This window comes from Streptomyces sp. NPDC058231, from assembly GCF_042882275.1.
Classification (GTDB): Bacteria; Actinomycetota; Actinomycetes; order Streptomycetales; family Streptomycetaceae; genus Streptomyces.
The window spans coordinates 46,351-68,912 of sequence record NZ_JBHVWN010000002.1 but is presented as its reverse complement, the minus strand read 5'-3'; the positions used below and the strand labels follow the sequence as shown (position 1 = coordinate 68,912).

Sequence of the window (22,562 nt, the reverse complement as noted above, 5' to 3'; positions counted from 1 at the left end):
CGCGCCCCTACTGGGGCTGGTGCGACGGCAGGGTGAACCAGACCACCTTGCCGCGCTCCGTCGTGCGGTGACCGCAGGACGAGCTGAGAGTACGGATCAGCAGCAGACCCCGGCCGTGTTCCTGCCAGGGGTCCGGATGGCTGCCCGGCCGCGGCCGGGAGAGATCGCCCGGCGGGGCGGGGTCGCGGTCGTGGACCTCCACCTGGCAGCCGGTCGGAAGGAGCTCCACCACCAGCTCTATCGGCTCGTCGCCGTCGGTGTGCTCCACGGCGTTGGCGACCAGCTCGGCGGTGAGGAGCTCCGCGGTGTCGGTGGTCTCGGCGGAGGTGCCGATGTCCGCCAGCGCCGTACGGATCAGGGTGCGGGCGATCGGTACGGCGGCCGCGGAGTGCGGCAGCGCGATGCGCCAGGAGGCGGTGGTCGGTCCATCGGGGGGCACGGCAGGTTTCCGTTCGGAGGTCACGGCTTTCTGGAGCTGAAGATTTCTCGTTTCAACCATACGAAGCGCAACGGCGGAGAAACAGAGGCGGCGGACCGGTACGAATGGGACTTTCGCCACTCCGCACCCGGTGCCGACCTATCGCGTACTCGTGACGGAAGTCACGGATGAGTGATAACTTCGGGAGCAGGTAGCAGCCCGACGGCTGAAGGGGACCACCCTCCATGAGCCCGTTTCCCAGCTCCGCCCCCCGTACGGAGGACTGGCGCCATCTGCGGCTGACGACGCACGAAGGCGTCGCCACCATCACCCTGGCCCGTCCCGAGAAACTCAACGCGCTCACCTTCGGCGCCTACGCCGACCTGCGCGACCTCCTGGCCGAGCTGTCCCGTGAACGCTCCGTGCGCGCACTCGTCCTCGCCGGGGAGGGGCGCGGCTTCTGCTCCGGCGGAGATGTCGACGAGATCATCGGCGCCACGCTCGCCATGGACACCGCGCAGCTGCTCGACTTCAACCGGATGACCGGGCAGGTCGTACGCGCCCTGCGGGAGTGCCCCTTCCCCGTCGTCGCCGCCGTGCACGGGGTCGCCGCGGGCGCCGGCGCGGTCCTCGCGCTGGCCGCCGACTTCCGGGTGGCCGACCCGTCGGCGCGGTTCGCCTTCCTCTTCACCCGGGTCGGACTCTCCGGCGGCGACATGGGGGCGGCGTACCTGCTGCCGCGCGTCGTCGGTCTCGGCCACGCCACCAGGCTGCTGATGCTCGGCGAACCGGTCCGCGCCCCCGAGGCCGAACGGATCGGGCTGATCAGCGAGCTGACCGAGGAGGGACAGGCCGACGCGCAGGCCGGCCGGCTCGCCCGCCGCCTCGCCGAAGGGCCCGCGCTCGCCCTCGCGCAGACCAAGGCGCTGCTCACCGCCGAACTCGACATGCCGCTCGCCGCCGCCGTCGAGATGGACGCCGCCACCCAGGCCCTGCTGATGCACGGTGACGACTACGCCGAGTTCCATGCCGCGTTCACGGAGAAGCGGCCGCCGAAGTGGCAAGGCAGGTAGCGCGATGCCGTCCGGCACGACACGTATCGCGGTCATCGGCGGCGGTCCCGGCGGGCTCTACGCCGCGGCTCTTCTCAAGCGCCTGGACCCGGCGCGCACCGTCACCGTGTGGGAGCGCAACGCCCCCGACGACACGTTCGGCTTCGGCGTCGTCCTCTCCGACGAGACGCTCGGAGGCATCGAGCACGCCGACCCGGTGGTGTACCGGGCGCTCCAGGCCGAGTTCGTCCGGTGGGACGACATCGACATCATCCACCGCGGACGGACCCAGACGTCCGGCGGTCACGGCTTCGCCGCGCTGGGCCGCCGCCGGCTCCTGGAGATCTTGCAGGAGCGCTGCCGGTCCCTCGGTGTACGGCTGCGCTTCCGCGAACAGGCCCCGCCCGCCGCCGAGCTCGCCGCGACACACGACCTGGTGATCGCAGCCGACGGGGTGCACAGCGCCACCCGCGAGGCGCACGCCGACGCCTTCCGGCCCACCGTCACCACCCACCGCAACCGTTACATCTGGCTCGCCGCCGACTTCGCCCTCGACGCGTTCCGCTTCGAGATCGCCGAGACCGAGCACGGCGTGATGCAGCTGCACGGTTACCCCTTCTCGGCCGGCGCGTCCACCGTCATCGTCGAGATGCGCGAGGAGGTCTGGCGCGCGGCCGGTTTCGGCACCATGGACACCGCCGCCTCCACGGAACGCTGCGCCAAGATCTTCGCCGACGCCCTCGGCGGCCGTCCGCTGCGCTCCAACCACTCGTCCTGGCTCACCTTCCGTACCGTCGTCAACGCCCACTGGTCGCACGGCGGCACGGTCCTCATCGGCGATGCCGCGCACACCGCGCACTTCTCCATCGGCTCCGGCACCAAACTGGCCGTCGAGGACGCCCTCGCACTCGCCGCCTGCGTCGAGGAGCAGCAGGACCTGCCCGCCGCCCTCACCGCGTACGAGACCGAGCGCCGTCCCGTCGTCGAGTCGACCCAACGCGCCGCCGCCGCCAGCCTGCGCTGGTTCGAGGAGATCGGTACGTACGTCGACCAGGCGCCCCGCCAGTTCGCCTTCAATCTCCTCACCCGCAGCCGCCGCGTCACCCACGACAACCTGCGGCTGCGCGACGCGGACTTCACCGCCGCCGTCGAGGAGGAGTTCGGTTGCGCCCCGGGCACCCCGCCGATGTTCACCCCGTTGCGGCTGCGCGGTCTCGAACTGCGCAACCGGATCGTCGTCTCCCCGATGGACATGTACTCGGCCGTCGACGGCGTCCCTGCCGACTTCCACCTCGTCCATCTGGGCGCCCGCGCCCTCGGCGGCGCCGGGCTCGTCATGACCGAGATGGTGTGCGTCAGTCCCGAGGGCCGCATCACCCCGGGCTGTACCGGCCTCTACACACCCGAGCAGGCCGCCGCCTGGACCCGGATCACCGGTTTCGTCCACGAGTCGGCGCCCGGCACCGCGATCGGCATCCAGCTCGGCCACTCAGGCCGCAAGGGCTCCACCAAGCTGATGCGGGACGGCATCGACCAGCCGCTCGACACGGGCAACTGGCCCTTGTCGGCCGCCTCCCCGATCCCGTACGAGGAGGGCGTCAACCAGGTCCCGCACGCCCTGGACAGGGCCGGACTCGACGTCATCCGCGCCCAGTTCGCCGCCGCCGCCCGGCACGCCGTCACCTGTGACTTCGATCTGCTCGAACTCCACTGCGCCCACGGCTACCTGCTCTCCGGCTTCCTCTCCCCGCTCACCAACCGGCGTACCGACGCCTACGGCGGCCCGCTGCCGAACCGGCTCCGCTTCCCGCTCGAAGTCTTCGACGCGGTCCGCGCCGAATGGCCCGACGACCGGCCCATGACCGTCCGGATCTCCGCCACCGACTGGGCGGACGGCGGTACGACGGCCGAGGACGCCGTCGAGATCGCCCGGGCGTTCGTCGCGCACGGCGCCGACGCCATCGACGTCTCCACCGGCCAGGTCGTCCCGGGCGAACGCCCCGAGTACGGCCGCTCGTACCAGACCCCGTACGCCGACCGGATCCGCAACACCCTGGTCGTGCCCGTCGTCGCGGTCGGCGCGATCTCCTCCTGGGACGACGCCAACTCCCTGCTGCTGGCGGGCCGCGCCGACCTCTGCGCCCTGGGCCGCCCGCACCTCTACGACCCGCACTGGACCCTGCACGCGGCGGCCGACCAAGGTTACGCAGGACCGGGCGCCCCCTGGCCGGTCCCGTACCGCGCGGGCAGCCGTAGGCCTCCGGCCGGTCGCACCGACGCACCGAAGCCGCGGCTCACCCTGGGGTGAGCGGCGGACGCCCGGGACCGGACCTGCGGTACCGGACCGCGTGCGCGGCGATCGGCCGGACCGGCTCGGCCGTCACTCCTCCCGGCTGATCAGCACCCGGTCCAGGACGGGCCGGTAACCGATGCGCAGATAGACCCCGTTGCTGGTCGGGTTCGCCAGATCGGTGAAGAGCAGCACCTCGTCCGCCCCGGCCTCCCGCGCCGCCCGGCTCACCTCGGCGGTCACCGCGCCCGCATAGCCGCGGCCCCGGTGCTCCCGCGGCGTGTACACGGCCACCACCCGCACGGCGCCCGCGATCTGCGGGGTGACGGCCGCCATCGACACCGGCGTCCCGCCGTCCTCCCAGAGCGTCAGCCCACCGGATGCCGTCCGCTCGTCGACCATCCACTCGGCACGGTCGTCCGGCTGGCCGACCTGCGCAGCGAACGCGCGGTGCCAGGCCACCAGCAGGTCCCGGTCGGCAGCCGTCGCCCGCCTGGGGCGGCCCGGCGGAGCGGGCGACGGCGGGATCAGCTCCGCCAGTCGGTACAGTCGCTGCTCCTGGTCGACGCGGTGCCCCGGCCATCGGGCGGCCAGGGTCGCGGCGGAGGCGCGGTCCGCGTTGACGGAGGTCATCGGCAGCGCCACGGCCAGCGCCGCGACCGCATCCGGGACGGCCGCGCCGAGCAGCGGCCGGTACGGCGGAGTCTGCACCACGGTGCCCGCGACCTCGTCGTCCGGCCCGCGCCACCAGCCCAGCAACGGCGCCCCGTCGCCGTACGCGTGCGGTCCGTCGGCCCGCAGGGTCGCGGTGACGGTCAGGATCAGGGTGTTCTCGGCGGGCCGGGCGGCCAGCCATGCGCCGGCCGCCTCCAGGAACACCTCGGCGTCGTCGGTGAACGTCCAAGTCATGGTCCATGATGACCGGCCCGGTCCGCGGGAGGCACCGAAATTACGGGAGACCGTCCGGCACGCCCCGTACGAACTCCGCCCCCGCGTCCCGCAGCCGGGCGTGCAGCAGCCCGAACACCTCCGCCGACCGGCCCCCCGGCCACTCCTTGGGCAGCAGCTCCTCCGGCAGCCCGGGATCGGCGTACGGCAGCTGACGCCACGAGTCCAGGGCCGGCAGGTAGTCGCGGTAGGCGGCCGCCGGGTCGGGGGTGCCGGGCCGTGACTCCCAGGCCCGCAGCACCGGTTCGTGCTGCTTCAGGAAGTCCAGGTGGAGCCCGGCCATGGCATCCAGGTCCCACCAGCGCGCCACGGACTCCCGCGTCGCGGCGAAGCCGAGGTGCTCGCCGCGGAACAGGTCCACGTACGGGGCGAGTTCGAGCCGCTCCAGGGTGTGCCGGGTCTCGTCGTACAGCGCCGCGGGCGCGATCCAGACCCCCGGCGCCGCCGTGCCGAAGCCGAGCCGGGTCAGCCGCGAGCGCAGCAGATGCCGCTTGTGCCGCTCGGCTTCCGGTACGGAGAAGACGGCGAGCACCCAGCCGTCCCGGAGCCGCGGCTGCGGGTGCGCGTAGATCCGCCGGTCACCGTCGTCGAGCAGCTGCCGGGCGTCGGACGACAGCGAGTAGCCGGCTGAGCCGCCCGCGGTCCGCGCCGGCACGAGCAGTCCGCGCCGCTTCAGCCGGGAGACGGAGGAGCGTACGGACGGGGCGTCGACCCCGACGGCGTTCAGCAGCCGGATCAGCTCGGCCACCGGCAGCGGTGCGTTGCCGGGGGTGCGACCGTAGGCGCCGTAGAGGGTGACGATCAGGGATCTGGGAGTGTGCTCGGCCACGTGATCACTCTAGGTCCCGCGCGTCGGTCCGCCCTCCGTCGCTGCGCAGCCGGAACCGCTGCAGCTTGCCGGTGGCGGTCCGGGGGAGGGCCGGCACGAATTCGATGACACGCGGGCACTTGTGCGGGGCGAGTTCGTCCTTCATATGGGTCCGCAGCTCGTCGGCCGATGTCCCGGCGCCCTCGCGCAGCACCACGTACGCCACCACGATCTGCCCGCGCAGCTCGTCCGGATGCCCGACCACCGCCACCTCGGCGACCTCGGGGTGGCGCAGCAGGGCGTCCTCGACCTCGGGACCGGCGATGTTGTACCCGGACGAGATGATCATGTCGTCGGCGCGGGCGACGTAGTGGAAATAGCCGTCGCGGTCACGCGTGTACGTGTCGCCGGTGAGGTTCCAGCCGTGCCGTACGTACTCCGACTGGCGGGTGTCCGCGAGATAGCGGCAGCCGACCGGGCCGCGCACGGCGAGCAGCCCCGGCTCCCCGTCGGGTACCGGATGGCCGTGCCGGTCCAGCACGCGCGCCTCCCAGCCCGGCACCGGAACCCCGGTGGTGCCGGGGCGGATCGCGTCGTCGGCGGCCGAGATGAAGATGTGCAGCAGCTCGGTGGCGCCGATGCCGTTGATGATGCGCAGACCGGTCCGCTCGTACCAGGACCGCCAGGTCGCCTCGGGCAGGTTCTCGCCCGCCGACACGCAGCGCCGCAGCGCGGCGAGATCGTGCCTGTCCAGGTGGTCGAGCATCACGCGGTAGGCCGTCGGGGCGGTGAACAGCACCGAGACGCGGTGGTCGGCCAGTGCGGGCAGCAGCTGGCGCGGACCGGCCTGCTCCAGCAGCAGCGTCGACGCCCCGGCCCGCAACGGGAAGACCACCAGACCGCCGAGCCCGAAGGTGAAGCCGAGCGGCGGACTGCCCGCGAACACGTCGTCGGGGGTGGGCCACAGGATGTGGCGCGAGAACGTGTCGGCGATCGCCAGCACGTCGCGGTGGAAGTGCATACAGCCTTTGGGGCGTCCGGTGGTGCCCGAGGTGAACGCGATCAGCGCGACATCGTCCGCTGCCGTGTCGACCGCGCGGTACGGTCCCGGCCGGCGCTCGGTCAGCCGGTCCAGATCGTCGGGGGAGTCACCCCCGTACGACGTGATCCGCAGCCCGGGCACCTCCGCCCTCACCAGGTCGTCGACCGATCGGGCGTCGCACAGCGCATGGCCGATCCGGGCGATCGAACAGATCGTCGCGAGCTCCTGGGCCCGCTGCTGGGCCAGTACGGTCACGGCGATCGCGCCCGCCTTCAGCACGGCCAGCCAGCAGGCGGCGAGCCGGGGAGTGGTGGGGCCGCGCAGCAGGACGCGGTTGCCGGGGACGACGCCCAGATCGGAGGTCAGGACGTGGGCGATCCGGTCGACCCGGTCCTGCAGCTCCCCGTAGCTCCAGATCTCGCCGTGGGGCGTGCGGAAGGCGGGACGGTCGGGTCCGAGCCGTGCGACCGTGCCGTCGAGCAGTTCGGACGCGCAGTTCAGCCGGTCCGGATAGTCCAGCCCGGGTAGTCCGAAGACCAGTTCCGGCCACTGGTCCAGGGACGGCAGATGCTCCCGGGCAAAGGTGTCGAGGTGCGCTGAGGTCTTCGGGTCCATAACGGATCGCCCCCTTGTCGCCCTTGGAGCGTATCGTTTGAATGACGGTAGTCAACAGTTCGCGATACGGGACAGGAGAGGCGCCGGTATGACGGCATTCTCACTCGATCCGGAACAGACCGCCTGGTGCGAGGAGCTGCGCGCCCTCGCCGAGAAGGAGCTGCGCCCCCTCGCCGAGAAGGGCGAACCAGGTCACGTCAACCGCCCACTGGTCGCCGCCCTCGGTGAACTGGGGCTGCTGGACCGGCTGTTCTCCTCCGGCGCCCTCGACCTCTGCTTGCTGCGCGAGTCCCTGGCCCGGGGCTGCACGGAGGCCGAGACGGCGCTGGCACTCCAGGGGCTCGGCACGTACCCGTTGGTCCAGGCGGGTACTCCGGCCCACCGTGCGCGCTGGCTTCCCGAGGTCCGGGCCGGCCGCGCCGTCGCGGCCTTCGCGCTCAGCGAGCCCGGGGCCGGCTCCGACGCCGCCGCTCTCGCCCTCGCCGCCGCACCCGCCCCGGACGGCTGGCTGCTGACCGGCGAGAAACGCTGGATCTCCAACGCCCCCGAGGCCGACTTCTACACCGTCTTCGCCCGTACGACACCGGGCGCCGGAGCCCGCGGCGTCACGGCGTTCCTGGTCCCCGCCGACCGCCCTGGACTGACCGGCACCGCCCTCGACATGCTCTCGCCGCACCCGATCGGGGCGCTCGCCTTCGACGGGGTCCCGGTCACCCGCGACGACGTGCTCGGCGAACCGGACCGCGGCTTCCGGGTCGCCATGAACACCCTCAACCTGTTCCGCCCCAGCGTCGGCGCCTTCGCCGTCGGCATGGCCCGCGCCGCCCTCGAAGCGACCCTCGCCCACACCGCGGAACGCACCGCGTTCGGCGGCCCGCTGGCGGAGCTGCAGGCGGTCGCCCACCAGGTCGCGGAGATGGCCACCCGCACCGAGGCCGCCCGGCTCCTGGTGTACGCGGCCGCGGCGGCGTACGACGCGGGGGAGCCGGGCGTACCGCGCAGGGCGGCCATGGCGAAGTTGTTCGCCACCGAGGCGGCGCAGTACGTCGTGGACAGCGCCGTCCAGCTGCACGGGGCCCGCGCACTGCACCGCGGCCATCTGCTCGAACACCTCTACCGGGAGGTACGTGCCCCGCGGATCTACGAGGGCGCCAGCGAGGTCCAGCGCACGATCATCGCCAAGGAGCTGTACGCGACCGCGGCCGCCGCGTGTCACGAGCCGGCCGGCGGGTACCGGACACCGGAAGCGAACGAGGAGTCGACCGCATGAGTCCGATCCAACGGATCAACCCTGCCGAACTGTCCCCGCCCACCGGCTTCTCGCACGCCGTCACGGCCACCGGCAGCCAGCTGATCTTCCTCGCCGGGCAGACCGCACTGGACCGGGACGGCAAGCTCGTCGGCGCCACGCTGCCCGAGCAGTTCACCACGGCGCTGACCAATCTGCTCACCGCGCTGCGCGCGGCCGGCGGCGCCCCGGCCGATCTGGCACGCGTCACGGTCTACGCCACCGATGTCGCCGACTATCGCGCCCACGCATCCGAACTCGGCCGGATCTGGAAGCGGTTGGCGGGCCGGGACTACCCGGCCATGGCAGTCGTCGGGACGGTCAGGCTCTGGGACGAACAGGCACTCGTCGAGCTCGACGGGACGGCCGTACTGCCGTGAGCGCAGCCTTCCCGGGCGCGGCGTTCCCGAGTGGACCGGGCGGGCGCGGCACCGCGGCACGCCCGCCCGGCGGACGGTTCAGTACGGCTGCACCAGCACGTGCGCCGCATCCGGGGTGCCGGCCTTGAGCAGCTCGTCCGCCTCGGGTGTCGTCCCGGCGCCCATCTCCTGCTTGAGCACGGCACGGCTCCTCGACCGTCACCTGGGAGATCCGCGAGTACGCCACGGTCGCGGTCGGTGACCGCGACCGGCGCCTCGGCGACCGGTCCGGAGAACGCGGCGAGCCGCTCCCCGAGCTGCTCGTGAGCCCGCTCCGGGTCCGGCCGGAACTCCGCCGACGCGGCGAACACCGCTCCCAGGTACATCAGTTCGTCGGTGATCGAGGTGATCAGCGCCTTGGCGTCCTTGCCCGCGGTGCCCATCACCACTCCCTGCACCTGCGGCTGACGGGGAGCCGTCACACCCCAGTTGGCGAAGCCGGTGTACTCGGGGACCCTGTGAGCCGGACCCGGCGCGGCCCACCGGGAGGCGTCCGGGCCCGGCGCGCCGGCGCCGCGGACGCACCGCGAAACGTCGCGGCAGGTGCCCGCGGCGACCGAGGATGATCCGAGTCGGATGCGGGCGACGCGGCGCGCCGTACGGGTGAAGCGTGTTCGGAGATATATCTGTACTTAGTGCCCTTTGCCCGTAATCAATCGCCACGCCCCCGGACCCCCGCCACGGGCGGGCGTGGGGCGCCCTCCGTGGCCGTATGACCGCGCTCGTCGTCTGCCATTTCGTTCTCGCCGCGTTCGCGCGCCCGCTGGTGCGGCGGCTGGGCAGCCGTGCCTTCGCCCTGCTGGCGCTGCCGCCCGCCGCCGCCACGGTGTGGGCGGCCACGCAGTGGAACACCGCCGCGTCCGGCGGGTCCGTCACCTGGTCGTGGCAGTGGATGCCGGCGTACGACGTCTCGGTCGCCCTGCGCCTCGACGCACTCGGCGAACTCATGGTGCTGCTCGCCGCGGGAATCGGCGCCCTCGTCCTGCTGTACTGCGTCCCGTACTTCTCCGACGACACCCCGCAGCTGCCCGCGTTCGCCGGGAACCTGCTCGCCTTCGCCGGCGCGATGCTCGCACTGGTCCTCGCCGACGACCTGATCACCCTCTACGTGTTCTGGGAACTGACCACGGTCTTCTCCTTCCTGCTGATCGGGCACAGCAGCGAGCACAAGCACAGCCGCCGCTCCGCGCTCCAGGCACTCACGGTGACCACGCTGGGCGGCCTCGCGATGCTCGTGGGTTTCCTGATCCTCGGCCGGGCGGCCGGCACGTACCGGATCTCCGCGATCGTCGCCGATCCGCCCGGGACGAGCGTCTCCGTCTCGGTGGCCGTCGTGCTGATCCTGTGCGGGGCGCTCTCGAAGTCGGCGATCTGGCCGTTCAGCCTCTGGCTGCCGAACGCCATGGCGGCGCCCACCCCCGTCAGCGCCTATCTGCACGCCGCGGCCATGGTCAAGGCCGGCGTCTACCTGGTGGCCCGGCTCGCGCCGGGCTTCGCCGACGTTCCTGTCTGGCGGCCCGTCGTGATGGTCCTCGGCTGCGCGACCATGCTGCTCGGCGGCTGGCGGGCACTGCGGCTGAACGACCTCAAACTCGTGCTCGCCTACGGCACCGTCAGCCAACTCGGCTTCCTGACCCTGCTCGCCGGCGTCGGCAACCGCGACACGGCGCTCGCCGCCACCGTCATGGTCCTGAGCCACGCGCTGTTCAAGGCCCCGCTGTTCCTCGTCACCGGCATCGTCGACCACGCGGCCGGCACCCGTGATCTGCGCCGTCTCTCCGGTGTCGGCCGGGCGCTGCCACAGGTGTGCGCGGTGGCCGTGCTCGCCGCCGCGTCCATGGCCGCGCTCCCGCCGATGCTCGGATTCGCCGCGAAGGAAGCCGCGTTCGACGCCCTGCTGCACGGCGACACCGCGGACCGGTGGGCGCTCGGCGTCACCGTCGCGGGCTCGGCGCTGACGTTCGCGTACACCACGCGGTTCGTCTGGGGCATGTTCGCCCGCAAGCCCGGGACCGGGGACACCCCGGTGCACCGGGTCGGCCCGGCATTCCTCGCCCCGCCCGCCCTGCTGGCCGTCTGCGGTCTGGTGCTCGGACCGGGGATCGGCTGGACCTACCGGCTGCTGAGCGCGTACGCGGACACCTTCTCCGTCCCCGTGCACCCCTACCATCTCGCGCTCTGGCACGGGTTCGGTCCCGCCGTGCTGTTCTCCGCCGTCGCGATCGCGGGGGGTGTGGCGCTCTTCGCGGCGCGCACCACCGTGATCCGGCTGTCCCGGCGCATCGCCTGGCCGACCGCCGACCGGGTCTTCGGACGCCTGGTCTTCGGCCTGGAACGGATCTCGCTCGACGTCACCGGATTCGTCCAGCGCGGCTCGCTCTCCGTCTACCTCGCGACCACGCTCCTCGTGATGCTGGCCGGGCAGCTCGCGGTGCTCGCGGCGGACCGGCCCTGGCAGGGGGCGGCGCCGCCGCGGCTGTGGGACGTACCGCTGCAGGGCGCCGTGGCCGCGCTGACGTGCGCGGCCGCGCTTCTCTGCCTCACCGTCAGCCGACGGATGAAAGCCGTGGTGCTGGCCGGACTGACGGGGTACGGGACCGCGCTTCTCTTCGTCGTCCAGGGCGGCCCCGACCTGGCGCTCACCCAGTTCTGCGTCGAGACCGTGTCGATGATCGTGTTCGTGCTGGTGCTGCGGCGGATGCCGGTGCACTTCCAGGAGACCGTGAGCACCTGGCGGCGCGCCGTGCGCATCCCGGTGGCGCTGGCCGCGGCGGCCACCCTCGGCGTGGTGGTGTGGGTCGCGGCAGCCGCGCGCACCGCGGCCCCCGCGGGCGCCGCCATGGTCGAGGAGACCGCGCACCACGGGCTCAAGGACGTCGTCGCCACCATCCTGGTCGACCTGCGGGCCTGGGACACGATGGGGGAGTCCGCCGTGCTCGCCGCCGCGGCGATCGGTGTGACCAGCCTGATCTATCTGCACCGCCGGGCGGACGGATCCGGGCAGCGCGAGGAAGCGCCCGGACGTACGGCCTGGTCACTGACGGCGTCCGAACTGACCGGGGTACCACAGGGCGACGAGGGGGCACCCGAGCGCGGCTGGCTCGCGGCAGGTTCGACCCTCGCCCCCGAACACCGTTCGATCGTCTTCGAGGTCGTCGCGAGGCTGCTGTTCCACCCGGTCCTGGTGCTCTCCGTCTATCTGCTGTTCTGCGCCGAGAACATGCCGGGTGGCGGCTTCGTCGCCGGACTCGTCGCCGGAGTCGCCCTGATCATCCGCTACTTGGCGGGCGGCCGGTTCGAACTGGCCGAAGCCGCACCGCTGCAGCCCGGACTCTTCACCGGGTTCGGACTGTTCCTCTCCACGGGGGTGGCGCTGCTCGGCCTCGCCGACGGAACGGTCCTGCACGCCTGGACGTACCACGGCACCCTGCCCGTGTTCGGCGCGATCCACCTCGGCACGCCGGTCCTCTTCGACTTCGGCGTCTATCTGCTGGTGCTGGGCGTGGTGCTGGACATCGTGCGCGCACTCGGAGCCAAGATCGACCGGCAGATCGAACGGGCCGCGGCGGAACGGGCGGCGGCCGCAGCGGGACCGGCGCCCGAGCCGGGCGGTGCCACCGGATGACGGTCAGCGCCTCGCTCCTCGTCACGGCCGCCGTGCTCTGCGCCGTCGGCGGCATCCTCATGCTCACCCGCCCGCTCACCCGCATCCTGCTCGGCGCCGTCATCGCGGGCAACGGCATCAACCTGCTCGTCCTCGCCGCCACCGGCAGGGCGGGCAGGGCGCCCCTCCTGTACGGCGTCCCGCTCCGGCAGGTCACCGACCCGCTGCCGCAGGCCATCGCGCTCACCGCGATCGTCATCACCCTCGCCACCACGGCGTTCCTCCTCGCCATGGCGTACCGCAGCCACCAGTTGACCGGCACCGACGAGGTCCACGACGACCTGGAGGACCGCCGTATCGCACTCCGCGCCGAGGTCCTGGGCGAGCGGGACGAACTGCGTGAGCAGTACCGGGCCGAATCCGGACGCACGCCGCAGGAGCGGTCCCGGTACCGCGAGGAACGCAGACGGCTCAGGGGCCGGCTGCGCGCCGACCGCGCACTCCAGGCCCGCGGCCGCTACGCCGCCGGGGACCTCTGGGACGACGTACTGGGTGCGGACCCCGAAGCCCGTACCGAAGCCCGCACCGACGACGTGAACCGAGGAGGCACCGGGTGAACGAACTCGTCCCGCTGCCGGTGCTGCTGCCCCTGTGCGCCACCGGCCTGAGCCTCGCCTTCGGCACCCGGCTCAAACAGTTCCAGCGTCTGATCAGCGTCGCCGTGCTCACCGCCGTACTGGCGCTCTCCGTCACCCTGATGATCGCCGCGGACAGCGGCGGCCCGCTCACCGTCCACCTCGGTGACTTCGCCCCGCCGCTCGGCATCACCCTGGTCGCCGACCGGCTCTCCGGGCTGATGCTGACCGTCTCCTCGGCCGTCACCCTGTGCGTCCTGGTCTACTCCCTCGGCCAGGGCATGGCCGACCGCGACGAAGAGACACCCGTTGCGGTCTTCCACCCGGCGTACCTGATCCTGGTCGCCGGGGTCTCCTGCACCTTCCTCGCCGGAGACCTCGTCAATCTCTACGTCGGCTTCGAGATCATGCTGGTGGCCAGCTTCGTCCTGCTCACCCTCGGTGGTACCGGCCCACGGGTCCGGGCCGGCTCCACTTACGTGATCATCTCGCTCTTCTCGTCGATGCTGTTTCTCACCGCGATCGCCATGACGTACGCCGCCACCGGCACCGCCAACTTCGCCCAGCTGGCCGTGCGTCTGCGTGACCTCCCGCTCGGCGTGCAGACCCTGATCCAGGCGATGCTCCTGACGGTCTTCGCCATCAAGGCGGCCGTCTTCCCGCTCGCCGCCTGGCTCCCCGACTCGTACCCGACCGCACCCGCCCCCGTCACCGCCGTCTTCGCGGGACTGCTCACCAAGGTCGGTGTCTACTGCATGCTGCGTACCGAGACCCTGCTCTTCCCCGGCAACCGGCTCGGCGACCTGCTGATGGCGGCCGCGCTCGCCTCGATGGTGATCGGCATCCTGGGAGCCGTCGCCCAGACCGACCTCAAGCGGCTGCTCTCCTTCACCCTCATCAGCCACATCGGCTACATGGTCTTCGGGATCGGCCTGGCCACCCGCGAGGCGTACGGCGGCGCGATCGTCTACGTCGCCCACCACATCACCGTCCAGACCACCCTCTTCCTCGTCGCCGGACTGATCGAGCGCCGCACCGGCACCACCGAACTCACCCGGATCGGCGGACTTGCCAAGGCCTCCCCGCTGCTCGCCGCACTCTTCTTCGTCCCCGCCATGAACCTCGCCGGGATCCCGCCGCTCTCCGGATTCATCGGCAAGCTCGGACTCATGCGGGCAGGCGTCGCCGACGGCAGCGTCTGGGCCTGGATCCTCGTCGTCGGCTCGGTGACGGCCAGCCTCCTCACGCTGTACGTGATGGCCAAGGTCTGGAACCTGGCGTTCTGGCGGGCCGCGCCACCCGGCCAGGCGGCGGACGGAACGGTCCTGGAGTCCGACGACGAGGACGGTGACGACGAGGACGCCGACACGGGCCCGGACCACATCCCCGGCTCCGGCGACGAACCGGTCCTCCCCCGTCACCAGCCCGCCGGGCGCGCGGTGGCCGCCACCCTGCACGGCCACGCGGTCACCACCACGACACGGCTGCCGCGGCTCATGACCGGCGCCACCGCGGCAGCCGTCGCCTTCGGACTCTCCTTCACCGTGCTGGCCGGGCCGCTGACCTCCTACACCGACCGCACCGCCGCCGAACTCCTCGCACGCACCCCGTACACCGAGGCGGTGCTCGGCCGGTGAGTCGCTGGATCACCTTCTCCCACCGGAACGCCGAACTTCCCCCGTTCAGCTGCGAATTCGGCCGCCGACGCCGGGTGCTCGACCTTCCACTGATCGCCTGGCTCACCGTCATCTGGGTGCTCCTCTGGTCCAGCCTGAGCTGGGCCAACGTGGTGACCGGGGTGCTCGTCGCGGTGGCTGTCTGCCTGGCGTTCCCGCTGCCCCGCGTCGACCTGGGGCTCCGGCTGCACCCCTGGGGCATCGTGCTCCTCGCCGGCTATCTCCTCTACGACATGTACACCTCGGGTCTGAAGGTCACCCGGCAGATCTTCGTCGACCATCCGCACCGGGCCGCCGTCATCGCCGTACCGCTGCGCTGCCGTTCCGACCTGATGCTCGCCGCGACCGCGGTCGCCGTGTCGAACGTGCCCGGCGGATCGGTCGTCGAGGTGCGCCGCGCCACGGCCACCGTCTTCCTGCACGTTCTCGACGCGGACCGGCCCGCCGTACTCGATGCCGCCCGAAGGTCCGTGTGGCGGCTGGAGGCGCTGACGGTACGGGCGTTCGGCACCAGCGACGAGATCGCCCGGGTGGCAGGACCACCCCCGCCCATGCCGCGGACAGGGGAAGGAGGAGCGGACGCATGACCGTCCCGGAGACCGTCGACCGGGTGGTGCTCACCGCCGCCGTCGTGCTGATCATCATCGCCGGGGCGGGGCTGCTCACCCGTATCTGGCGTGGTCCTTCGATGCTGGACCGGGCCATCTCGCTGGACGTCTGCGCGGCCCTCATCATCGCGGGTCTCGGCGCCAAGTCGGCCTTCGCCCGCGATCCGTTCTACTTCCCGATCATGCTGGTGCTCGCCTTCCTCGGGTTCACCGGCTCGGTGGGCATCGCGCGCTTCATCGCGGTGCGCGACCGGCCGAAGAGGAAGCCGCAGAAGGAGGAGGGAGCGAAGTGAACGTCTGGCTCCAGGTCGCCGACACGACCGGCGCGGTGCTGGTCCTCATCGGCGCCGCCATCTGCCTGCTCGGAGTGATCGGCATGCTGCGGCTGCCGGACGTCCTGTCCCGTAGCCACGCCGCGACCAAACCGCAGAGCCTCGGCATGCTGCTGGTCCTCGCCGGGGTCGCGCTGCGGCTGCGCAGCGGCATGGACCTCGCCACGCTCGCCCTCATCGGGTTCTTCCAGCTGATGACCGGACCGGTCGCCGCGCACCTGGTGGCGCGCTCCGCGTACCGGACCGGTCAGATCGACCACAGCGAACTGCTCTTCGACGAACTGGACGCACAGCTGACCGAGGAGCGCTGACGGGCACGCCGGGTCCCGGCCGGCGGTGAGGGGGCGGCCGCGGCTGCGACCGGTCAGGGGACCCGCGGCGCATAGGTGATCCGGTCCAGGCGGTAGTAGTCGGCGACGCAGGTGTTCGGCCAGACCCGCCGCCCGTGGTGCCGGAACGGTTCCACCATTCCGGCGACCGGCAGGGGCGTGTACGGGAGGACCCGGGCACCGGCCGCCGCGCGGGCGCGCATCCACCGGTCCTGCCGCTCCCAGGCCACCGCCCGTACACGCATGTCCCCTTCGAGCCGCCCCAGCGGCACGGTGAGAGCGACACACACGACGGCGCACACCGCCGCGCACACCGCGGCCCCGGCCGCCCGCACCGCGCCGGAACGCCGGGCACGCCGCCCGAGCGCGAGTCCCAGCAGCGCACCTGCACCGACGAGCACCGCCAGGAACAGCAGGAGGTAGTCGTTCCAGATCCGGGAGGAGGTGACCACGCTCCTGCCGAAGACGGGATACGCGACGACCGTGCAGAGGTAGCCGGCGAGCAGGAACACGAGGACACCGGCGCCGCCGAACAGCGGCCAGCGCCGCGGCAGCGTCACGCGGCGCCCGTCCCCGCCCCTGACGAGCAGCCCCAGCAGCACCCCGGCCGCGACGGCACCCAGGTAGGCCCAGGTGGTCAGCAGTGTTCCCAGGATGTGCCCGAAGTCGCGCAGGGCTCCGAGGAGTGGATCGGGCGCCAGGAAGGACACCCCGTCCGTACCGAACCGCCCCCGCCGGATCCGGGCGCCCGGAGACGTGAAGAGCACGAGAGTCCCGATACCGGTCCCGCCGATGCCGGCCAGGCACCAGACGCGCACGGCGGCCCGCCGTCGCCCGGGGAAGACCGGACGGGCGAGGAGCGCGACGGCCGACATCACGACGATCACGACGACCGATGCCTCTTCCGACAGCGTGCCCATGCAGAGCCCCGCCAGGAGGACGACGGCCGTTGCGGCACGCCTCCCCGTCCGGGACCGCGCCCGCAGCGCGGGCAGGGCAGCGGCGCAGGCGAGCACCGGTGCCATCGTGTGCGAGACGGAGGAGGCGGGCCAGTAGAACGTCTTGTACGTATTGGGTGTCGCGAGGAGGAAGACGGCCGTCACCATCGAGGCCACGAGCAACGGGACTCCGCGCGGAGCCGTCAGCCCCGCCCTGCGCAGCGCCGAGGCGGTCACCGCCCACAGGATCCCCAGCATGACGGTGCCGCTGACCAGACCGAACCACTGGTGCCCCGCCACACCTGGCTTCGCGTACGCCCAGACCATCACGGCATTCGCGATCCGCCCGTTGTCCCCGAGATAGAACTTGCCGATCATTCCGGCGAGCCCCTGGTCACGCACGACAGGCAGGAAACACCACTCGTCGGCGCTGGGGCGGACCCAGCGCCCGAACCACGCCGCCACCCCCAGCAGGCCGAGCGGCGCGAGACAGAGCGCAGCCGGCCAGAGCCCTGCCCACGAAGGCACGGACCAGGTGCCCGCCGCCCCGTCGGCCACCGGCAGCACCTGGCCGCGCGGCTGCTCCGGGAGGGTTGTCCGTGAGAGATCGGCGGCCGCGCGCGACGCCGCCTCCCGCGCCGGTCCGGTGGCCGTCATCGCATTCCTCGTACCGTGGTCATTGTCGAATCCTGTTCGAGGAGCGTGCCGCCCCGGACCAGTACACGCAGCGGCGATACAGCTTCACGCGAATGGCTGACCGGGTCGAACAGGGCCGCCGGGCCGCGGCGGACCGCTCACCGCCGATCGACGTGCGGCGGAAATTCCCTACCGTGACAGCCGGGAAGGGCGGAGACTCGTCCCATGGTCGGCATGGGGGAGTTCCGGGAGGCAGTCGTCGCGTGGGCGGCCGGTGGCCCCGGCGACCCCGCGCGCGAGCTGGCCGAGCGGCTGCCTGTCCGGACAGCCGTCCTGCTCGAAGGGCCGAGCGACGCCGCAGCGGTCGGTGCGCTGGCCGCGCGCCGCGGACGGGACCTGGAGGCCGAAGGAGTCTGCGTCCTGCCGATGGGCGGTGCGATGAGCGTCGGGCGCTTCACCCGTCTCCTCGGGCCACCCGGCCTGGGCCTCCGCCTCACGGGGTTGTGCGACGAAGCCGAGCATCCCTACTACGTCCGCGGCCTGGAACGGGCCGGTGCGCCACAGCAGGGGTTCTTCGTCTGCGCGAAGGATCTCGAGGACGAGCTGATCCGCGCGCTGGGCGTGACACGGGTGCAGGAGCTCGTCCGTGCGGAGGGAGACCTGCGCGCCCTGGAGATCTTCCTCCAGCAGCCCGCACAACAGGGACGCACTCCGCAGCAGCAGTTGCGGCGCTTCCTCGGCACAAAGAAGGGGCGCAAGATCCACTACGGTCGCGCCCTCGTCGAGGCCCTCGACCCCGACGCCGTACCCGCCCCGCTCGACGGCCTGCTCGCCGGCCTCTGACGGCTCCGCGCCCTCGAAATCCGCGTCCGGCACCGCGGTTGCCGGCCTTTGCCGGGAAGGACGTTCACCGTCGACGAGGCGCACGCCTACGCCCCCGGAGTCCGCCGACGGGCTCGGCCGCAACGGCCCGCGCCCACCGTGCCGGATCGCCGTCGCCACCCAAGTCGTCGAGGAGTCACTTGCTCGGGTGAGCCGGAACGGCCCGGCGTGGAGCGACAGTTCCTCAGTGCTCCGAGATTCCGAAGTGGCAGTTGCACACCCTGCTGACCGCTGCGGAAACACTGCCTGACACGCCCCACTCTGTGGTCGCGCACCACCTATGAGGTGCGCTGCCATCACACGTCCGACTTCGGCATCAGCGCAGGTGAAAGGCGGCACAACTCCCCTGACCCGCTGGCGTGTTCACGTAAACTGCACGCGTTCCTCCGACGCCCTGAGTGGCACGAGGACAACAAGGATGAACACGCCCTCCGTGCTGCGCCCGATGCGGCACGGAGAAGAAATATCTGAGGTGATGTGTGTGCACGGCATACGTAGATGGGGGCCGGCAGCGGCTGCTCTGACGCTGCTGGCCGGAGTTTTTCAGGGAATTCACGCGTCCCCGGCATCCGCCGCCGACTGCTGGCGAGCCACCTGTTCGGGCAAGGACCCGATTCAGATGGGGTGTGACGACGACGCCGAGATTCTTCAGCAGGTGACCGAGCCGGACGAGTCGGTCGCGGTGCGGCTGATGTGGTCACCGAATTGTCAGGGGGTATGGGCGAAGGTCTCACGCGATCTCGACACATCGCCTGACTACGTGTACCTGACGCTGTGGACGACACGTGATCCCGACGGCGGCATCGAGGCCTACGACACGGCGGGCCTGCTCGCCGACGGCGTGGCAGGCGCCTACACCAAGATGCAGAACTGGAAGAGCACGACCGCGAAGGCGTGCTGGAACGACGTCGATTCCCAGTACGACCCCGAGCCGCTGAGGTACATCATCAACGACCCCAGTACCACCACGGACAAACCGGTCGACGCGAGCCTCCCGGTCATGCACGGCCTTTGTACGGACTGGCTTTAAGGAAGATCATGCGAAAGAGACGTCTCAGAAGATATTTGTCCATGAATCCGCTGATAGCCATGAGCGTGGTGGCGGCATCCGCCGCCCTGGTCCCGCTGGCTTCCGCGGACACCACGGTGGCCCCGACCGCCGCGGACGGTTCGACGCCCCGCCTGTTCTCCACACCGAGCCAGGACCTGGGGTCGGGCTATGCCTCGTCACCGGACGCGATCGTGCAGGCCACCGGTGACGCCGAGGGACTGCACATCCTCGCGGCGAGGGAGAGCGACGGGTTCTCCTTCTACGAGATCGCCCGCCTCAACCGCAAGCAACTTTCCGACGTCGGCCCGTGGACGGGCTACGTCTGCACCACGGGATCAGGGAATTACGCGGCAGCGGTCTACGCCCCGTCGGCCTGGTCCAACGAGCCCGGCGCGTACCAGAACGGCGCGTTCGCCGCGGTGATCCGTCTCTCCGACGGCAAGGTGACCGAGGTTCCCGACCGGGTGCAACTGGCGTACTTCACGCCGGGCTGCGGCACGGGCGACGAGGTGGCGTTCACCTCCAGTTCGGCCACCGACAGGTCCGCCGGCTCGACGACGGTGACATCGGTCGACGCGGCCACGGGATCGGTTTCCTCCCGCCGCACGGTCGACGGCTACCTGACGCACGTCACGCCCACACAGAAGCGCACGGTCGGCGTGCTCGACGGCAACCTCGTCGACCTGAAGGGCAACGGCAAGAAGCTGTCCGCCCGCAAGCTCGCCGCGGTGCCCGGCCCGATGTTCGCGCTGACCGCCTCGAAGAACGGCACCGTGGACGTCGGCACGGTCGACGGCAAGAGCAGCGTCATCTCCCGCTTCACCGGCAAGGACTTCACCGAACTGGGCCGAGCCCCGAAGGGGGAGGTCAAACTCCTCCCCGTGGCCGACGGCGACGCGGTCGTCGGCGACGTGAAGGGAATCGACACCAGTAACGCCCCGGGGCTCTCCAAGCACGCGGTGGACGGCCGCGTGGCCGGGATCTCCCGCCACGGTCACCTGGTGACCAACTCGGTGTTCTCCGAGCAGATGAAGGGCATCACCACGCGCATCGGCTCACCCTCGGACGAGGGCGCCGGATCGCTGACCGTCAAGGCGACCGCGCTCAAGACCGGTGCGAAGGCCACCAAGCTCGTGGACGCCGACCGCAAGCGGCCGAAGCCGGATTCCTCGTTGCCGATGGACCCGGCCGCGTTCACCGTGGCCGGAGACGATGACGACGATCCTGCCACCTGCGGTGAGGGCGGGCCGGAATCGCAGTGCCTGTCCGGATCCGGTGCGGCCGTCTTCGGCAAGGTCCCGGAGATGGAAACCCCCTGCATCGTCAAACGCAACGACCCGAAGCGCCAGGCACTCCAGCCCAGCGCGAACATGGTCGAGTGGGCGGTCGACCAGGCTGTGCACGGCGAGTTGAAGGTCTCCCGCCCGAAGGACTGGCACGACACCGGCCTTGCCGCCTACACCCCGCAGGGGCTGTTCCCCAAGCCGCCGTTGACCGGCGGGGGCGACATTCCCGCACAGGTCATGCTGGGCATCCTCGCCCAGGAGTCCAACTTCAAGCAGGCGTCCTGGCACTCTGTGAACGGCGACTCGGGCAACGTGACCAAGTCCGACTGGTTCGGCAACGCAAACGGTGTCCACGGCTACCCCAACCGGGCGAAGGCCGACTGCGGTTACGGCATCGCCCAGGTGACGACCGGCATGTCCGAGAAGCACGCGGAGCAGCTCGACCCCTTGCACGCCGGTGCCGTCACCACTGACTACGCCGCGAACATCGCCGCCGGTCTGGGCATCCTGGCCGAGAAGTGGAACCAGCTCAAGGCGCTGGGCATGAACATCAACAACGGCAGCCCGGCCTACATCGAGAACTGGTACACGGCGCTGTGGGGCTACAACTCCGGCGTCTACACCTCCGGTTCCGTCGGCTTGGGCTTCTTGAACAACCCGATCAACCCGTCCTACCCGGCCGACCGGCAGCCGTTCCTGCGCTACAGCTATGACGACGCCTCCCACCCCGCCGACTGGAACTACCCGGAAAAGATCTTCGGCTGGGCGGAAGTCCCGCAGAAGACCTGGGACGCAGAGGAGTCGTACTCCAGGCCGGACATGCCGCTCGGCGTGATCAAGGTCGCCCCGCGCACTCTGTTCTGCGACCCGTCCATCAACGCGTGCGACTCGGACGCGGCCGACCCTTGCCCGAGCTGGGACGAGAGTTGCTACTGGAGCGGCACCGTGGACTGGATGGGCTCGCAGAGCACCGGCAACTCCAGTACCGAGCAGCTCAGCTACTCGCTCGGCTCGGGAGAGCCCGAACTCAAGAGCAAGTACGGTCACGGCCCGTGCATCGACCACCCGAGCGTCTACACCGACGCCATCATCGTCGATGACCTCGGAGAGCACGAGGACACCTACGACTGCGGGGACTTCGAGGCGGCCGACGACGGCAAGTTCACCCTTCAGACCGGTGACAACATCACCATGCTGAGGGACGACGGCACCTTCCGCGCGACCCCCTACATCGCCCCCATCGACCTCCACCAGCTCGGTGCCGGGTACGACCACCACATCTACTTCACGCACAGCTACGGATACAGCGAGCCCTTCCACAAGGTCACCGGCCGGTGGGAGGTCAACCAGGAGAAGCTCCCCTCCGGAGACCAGCCCGGTCAGCGCTACAAGGTCTATGTCCACCTGCCCAGCCACGGCGCGGAAGCGGTCGTCCGGTACGACCTCATCCCGGGCGACAACACGATGGGCGCCAAACCCGACTACTGCAATGTCAACCAGGGAACCCGCAGCGCGGGCAACGACACCTGGTTCGAGCTGGGCACCTTCAGCTTCTGGAAGGGTGGCCGGATCGAGGCGGACAACATCCACAAGGACGGCACCGGAGACGACAACGTGGCGTTCGACGCGATCGCCTTCGTTCCGTTCAACTACTCCGACCCCGGCCCGTGCGCCCTCAACGACGGTGGCTTGTGATACGCGCCGC

General features: G+C 71.3%; 18 protein-coding genes and 1 pseudogene. 13 read left to right on the top strand and 6 right to left on the bottom strand.

Annotated elements, in window-relative coordinates; genetic code table 11:
* Positions 1-7: 7 nt before the first annotated feature.
* Complete coding sequence (locus ACFVXE_RS01825; protein ID WP_389668174.1) at positions 8-439, bottom strand: ATP-binding protein; 432 nt, start codon at positions 437-439, stop codon at positions 8-10.
* A gap of 224 nt (positions 440-663) precedes the next feature.
* Between ACFVXE_RS01825 and ACFVXE_RS01820 the strand changes: the two genes are divergently transcribed.
* Together ACFVXE_RS01820 and ACFVXE_RS01815 are read left to right on the top strand one after the other, a co-directional pair.
* On the top strand, positions 664-1,491 hold the full coding sequence (locus tag ACFVXE_RS01820; protein WP_389668173.1) for an enoyl-CoA hydratase family protein: 828 nt from the start codon (positions 664-666) through the stop codon (positions 1,489-1,491).
* Positions 1,492-1,495: 4 nt separating this feature from the next.
* Positions 1,496-3,778, top strand: a complete 2,283-nt coding sequence (locus ACFVXE_RS01815; RefSeq protein WP_389668171.1) for a bifunctional salicylyl-CoA 5-hydroxylase/oxidoreductase — start codon at positions 1,496-1,498, stop codon at positions 3,776-3,778.
* A 72-nt stretch (positions 3,779-3,850) separates the two neighbouring features.
* Here the strand turns inward: ACFVXE_RS01815 and ACFVXE_RS01810 are convergent, their stop codons facing one another.
* Genes ACFVXE_RS01810 through ACFVXE_RS01800 form a run of 3 tightly spaced genes read right to left on the bottom strand, consistent with a single transcriptional unit; the run spans position 3,851 to position 7,173 of the window.
* On the bottom strand, positions 3,851-4,669 hold the full coding sequence (locus ACFVXE_RS01810) for a GNAT family N-acetyltransferase (protein WP_389668170.1): 819 nt from the start codon (positions 4,667-4,669) through the stop codon (positions 3,851-3,853).
* Positions 4,670-4,709: 40 nt separating this feature from the next.
* Complete coding sequence (locus ACFVXE_RS01805) at positions 4,710-5,537, bottom strand: PaaX family transcriptional regulator C-terminal domain-containing protein (RefSeq protein ID WP_389668168.1); 828 nt, start codon at positions 5,535-5,537, stop codon at positions 4,710-4,712.
* A gap of 4 nt (positions 5,538-5,541) precedes the next feature.
* Entirely contained in the window at positions 5,542-7,173 is a 1,632-nt protein-coding gene (locus ACFVXE_RS01800) for an AMP-binding protein (RefSeq protein WP_389668166.1), read from the bottom strand.
* An 88-nt stretch (positions 7,174-7,261) separates the two neighbouring features.
* Between ACFVXE_RS01800 and ACFVXE_RS01795 the strand changes: the two genes are divergently transcribed.
* Both ACFVXE_RS01795 and ACFVXE_RS01790 read left to right on the top strand, forming a co-directional pair.
* Complete coding sequence (locus ACFVXE_RS01795; RefSeq protein WP_389668164.1) at positions 7,262-8,443, top strand: acyl-CoA dehydrogenase family protein; 1,182 nt, start codon at positions 7,262-7,264, stop codon at positions 8,441-8,443.
* Positions 8,440-8,841 carry a RidA family protein gene (locus ACFVXE_RS01790; protein ID WP_389668162.1) on the top strand — a complete coding sequence of 134 codons (402 nt, stop codon included), beginning with the start codon at positions 8,440-8,442 and terminating at the stop codon, positions 8,839-8,841. The genes ACFVXE_RS01795 and ACFVXE_RS01790 overlap by 4 nt, the downstream gene beginning before the upstream one ends.
* Positions 8,842-8,919: 78 nt before the next feature.
* On the opposite strand, the pseudogene ACFVXE_RS01785 reads toward ACFVXE_RS01790, so the two are convergent.
* Positions 8,920-9,332, bottom strand: a pseudogene (locus ACFVXE_RS01785) (FAD-dependent oxidoreductase); the annotation flags it as partial.
* A gap of 260 nt (positions 9,333-9,592) precedes the next feature.
* Here ACFVXE_RS01785 and ACFVXE_RS01780 point away from each other — a divergent pair.
* Genes ACFVXE_RS01780 through mnhG form a run of 6 tightly spaced genes read left to right on the top strand, consistent with a single transcriptional unit; the run spans position 9,593 to position 16,046 of the window.
* Positions 9,593-12,505 (top strand): Na+/H+ antiporter subunit A, encoded by a 2,913-nt coding sequence (locus tag ACFVXE_RS01780; RefSeq protein WP_389668161.1) that lies wholly within the window; start codon positions 9,593-9,595, stop codon positions 12,503-12,505.
* On the top strand, positions 12,502-13,101 hold the full coding sequence (locus ACFVXE_RS01775) for a Na(+)/H(+) antiporter subunit C (RefSeq protein WP_389668159.1): 600 nt from the start codon (positions 12,502-12,504) through the stop codon (positions 13,099-13,101). The genes ACFVXE_RS01780 and ACFVXE_RS01775 overlap by 4 nt, the downstream gene beginning before the upstream one ends.
* The gene (locus tag ACFVXE_RS01770; protein WP_389668157.1) at positions 13,098-14,756 is read left to right on the top strand and encodes a Na+/H+ antiporter subunit D; all 1,659 of its coding nucleotides are present in this window, start codon (positions 13,098-13,100) and stop codon (positions 14,754-14,756) included. Before ACFVXE_RS01775 ends, ACFVXE_RS01770 begins: the two co-directional genes overlap by 4 nt.
* On the top strand, positions 14,753-15,382 hold the full coding sequence (locus tag ACFVXE_RS01765) for a Na+/H+ antiporter subunit E (RefSeq protein ID WP_389668155.1): 630 nt from the start codon (positions 14,753-14,755) through the stop codon (positions 15,380-15,382). The genes ACFVXE_RS01770 and ACFVXE_RS01765 overlap by 4 nt, the downstream gene beginning before the upstream one ends.
* Positions 15,379-15,696: a monovalent cation/H+ antiporter complex subunit F gene (locus ACFVXE_RS01760; protein ID WP_389668153.1), complete on the top strand. Its 318-nt coding sequence runs from the start codon at positions 15,379-15,381 to the stop codon at positions 15,694-15,696. The genes ACFVXE_RS01765 and ACFVXE_RS01760 overlap by 4 nt, the downstream gene beginning before the upstream one ends.
* Complete coding sequence (gene mnhG / locus ACFVXE_RS01755; protein WP_389668151.1) at positions 15,693-16,046, top strand: monovalent cation/H(+) antiporter subunit G; 354 nt, start codon at positions 15,693-15,695, stop codon at positions 16,044-16,046. The genes ACFVXE_RS01760 and mnhG overlap by 4 nt, the downstream gene beginning before the upstream one ends.
* Before the next feature lie 53 nt (positions 16,047-16,099).
* On the opposite strand, the gene ACFVXE_RS01750 is transcribed toward mnhG, so the two are convergent.
* Positions 16,100-17,659, bottom strand: a complete 1,560-nt coding sequence (locus tag ACFVXE_RS01750; RefSeq protein ID WP_389668150.1) for a DUF6056 family protein — start codon at positions 17,657-17,659, stop codon at positions 16,100-16,102.
* Positions 17,660-17,863: 204 nt separating this feature from the next.
* Here ACFVXE_RS01750 and ACFVXE_RS01745 point away from each other — a divergent pair, with 204 nt between their 5' ends.
* From ACFVXE_RS01745 to ACFVXE_RS01735, 3 genes are all read left to right on the top strand, one after another.
* Positions 17,864-18,481 (top strand): TOPRIM nucleotidyl transferase/hydrolase domain-containing protein, encoded by a 618-nt coding sequence (locus ACFVXE_RS01745; protein WP_389668148.1) that lies wholly within the window; start codon positions 17,864-17,866, stop codon positions 18,479-18,481.
* Between the two features lie 319 nt (positions 18,482-18,800).
* The gene (locus ACFVXE_RS01740; protein WP_389668146.1) at positions 18,801-19,550 is read left to right on the top strand and encodes a DUF2690 domain-containing protein; all 750 of its coding nucleotides are present in this window, start codon (positions 18,801-18,803) and stop codon (positions 19,548-19,550) included.
* A 41-nt stretch (positions 19,551-19,591) separates the two neighbouring features.
* On the top strand, positions 19,592-22,552 hold the full coding sequence (locus ACFVXE_RS01735; RefSeq protein ID WP_389668144.1) for a hypothetical protein: 2,961 nt from the start codon (positions 19,592-19,594) through the stop codon (positions 22,550-22,552).
* Positions 22,553-22,562 lie beyond the last annotated feature (10 nt).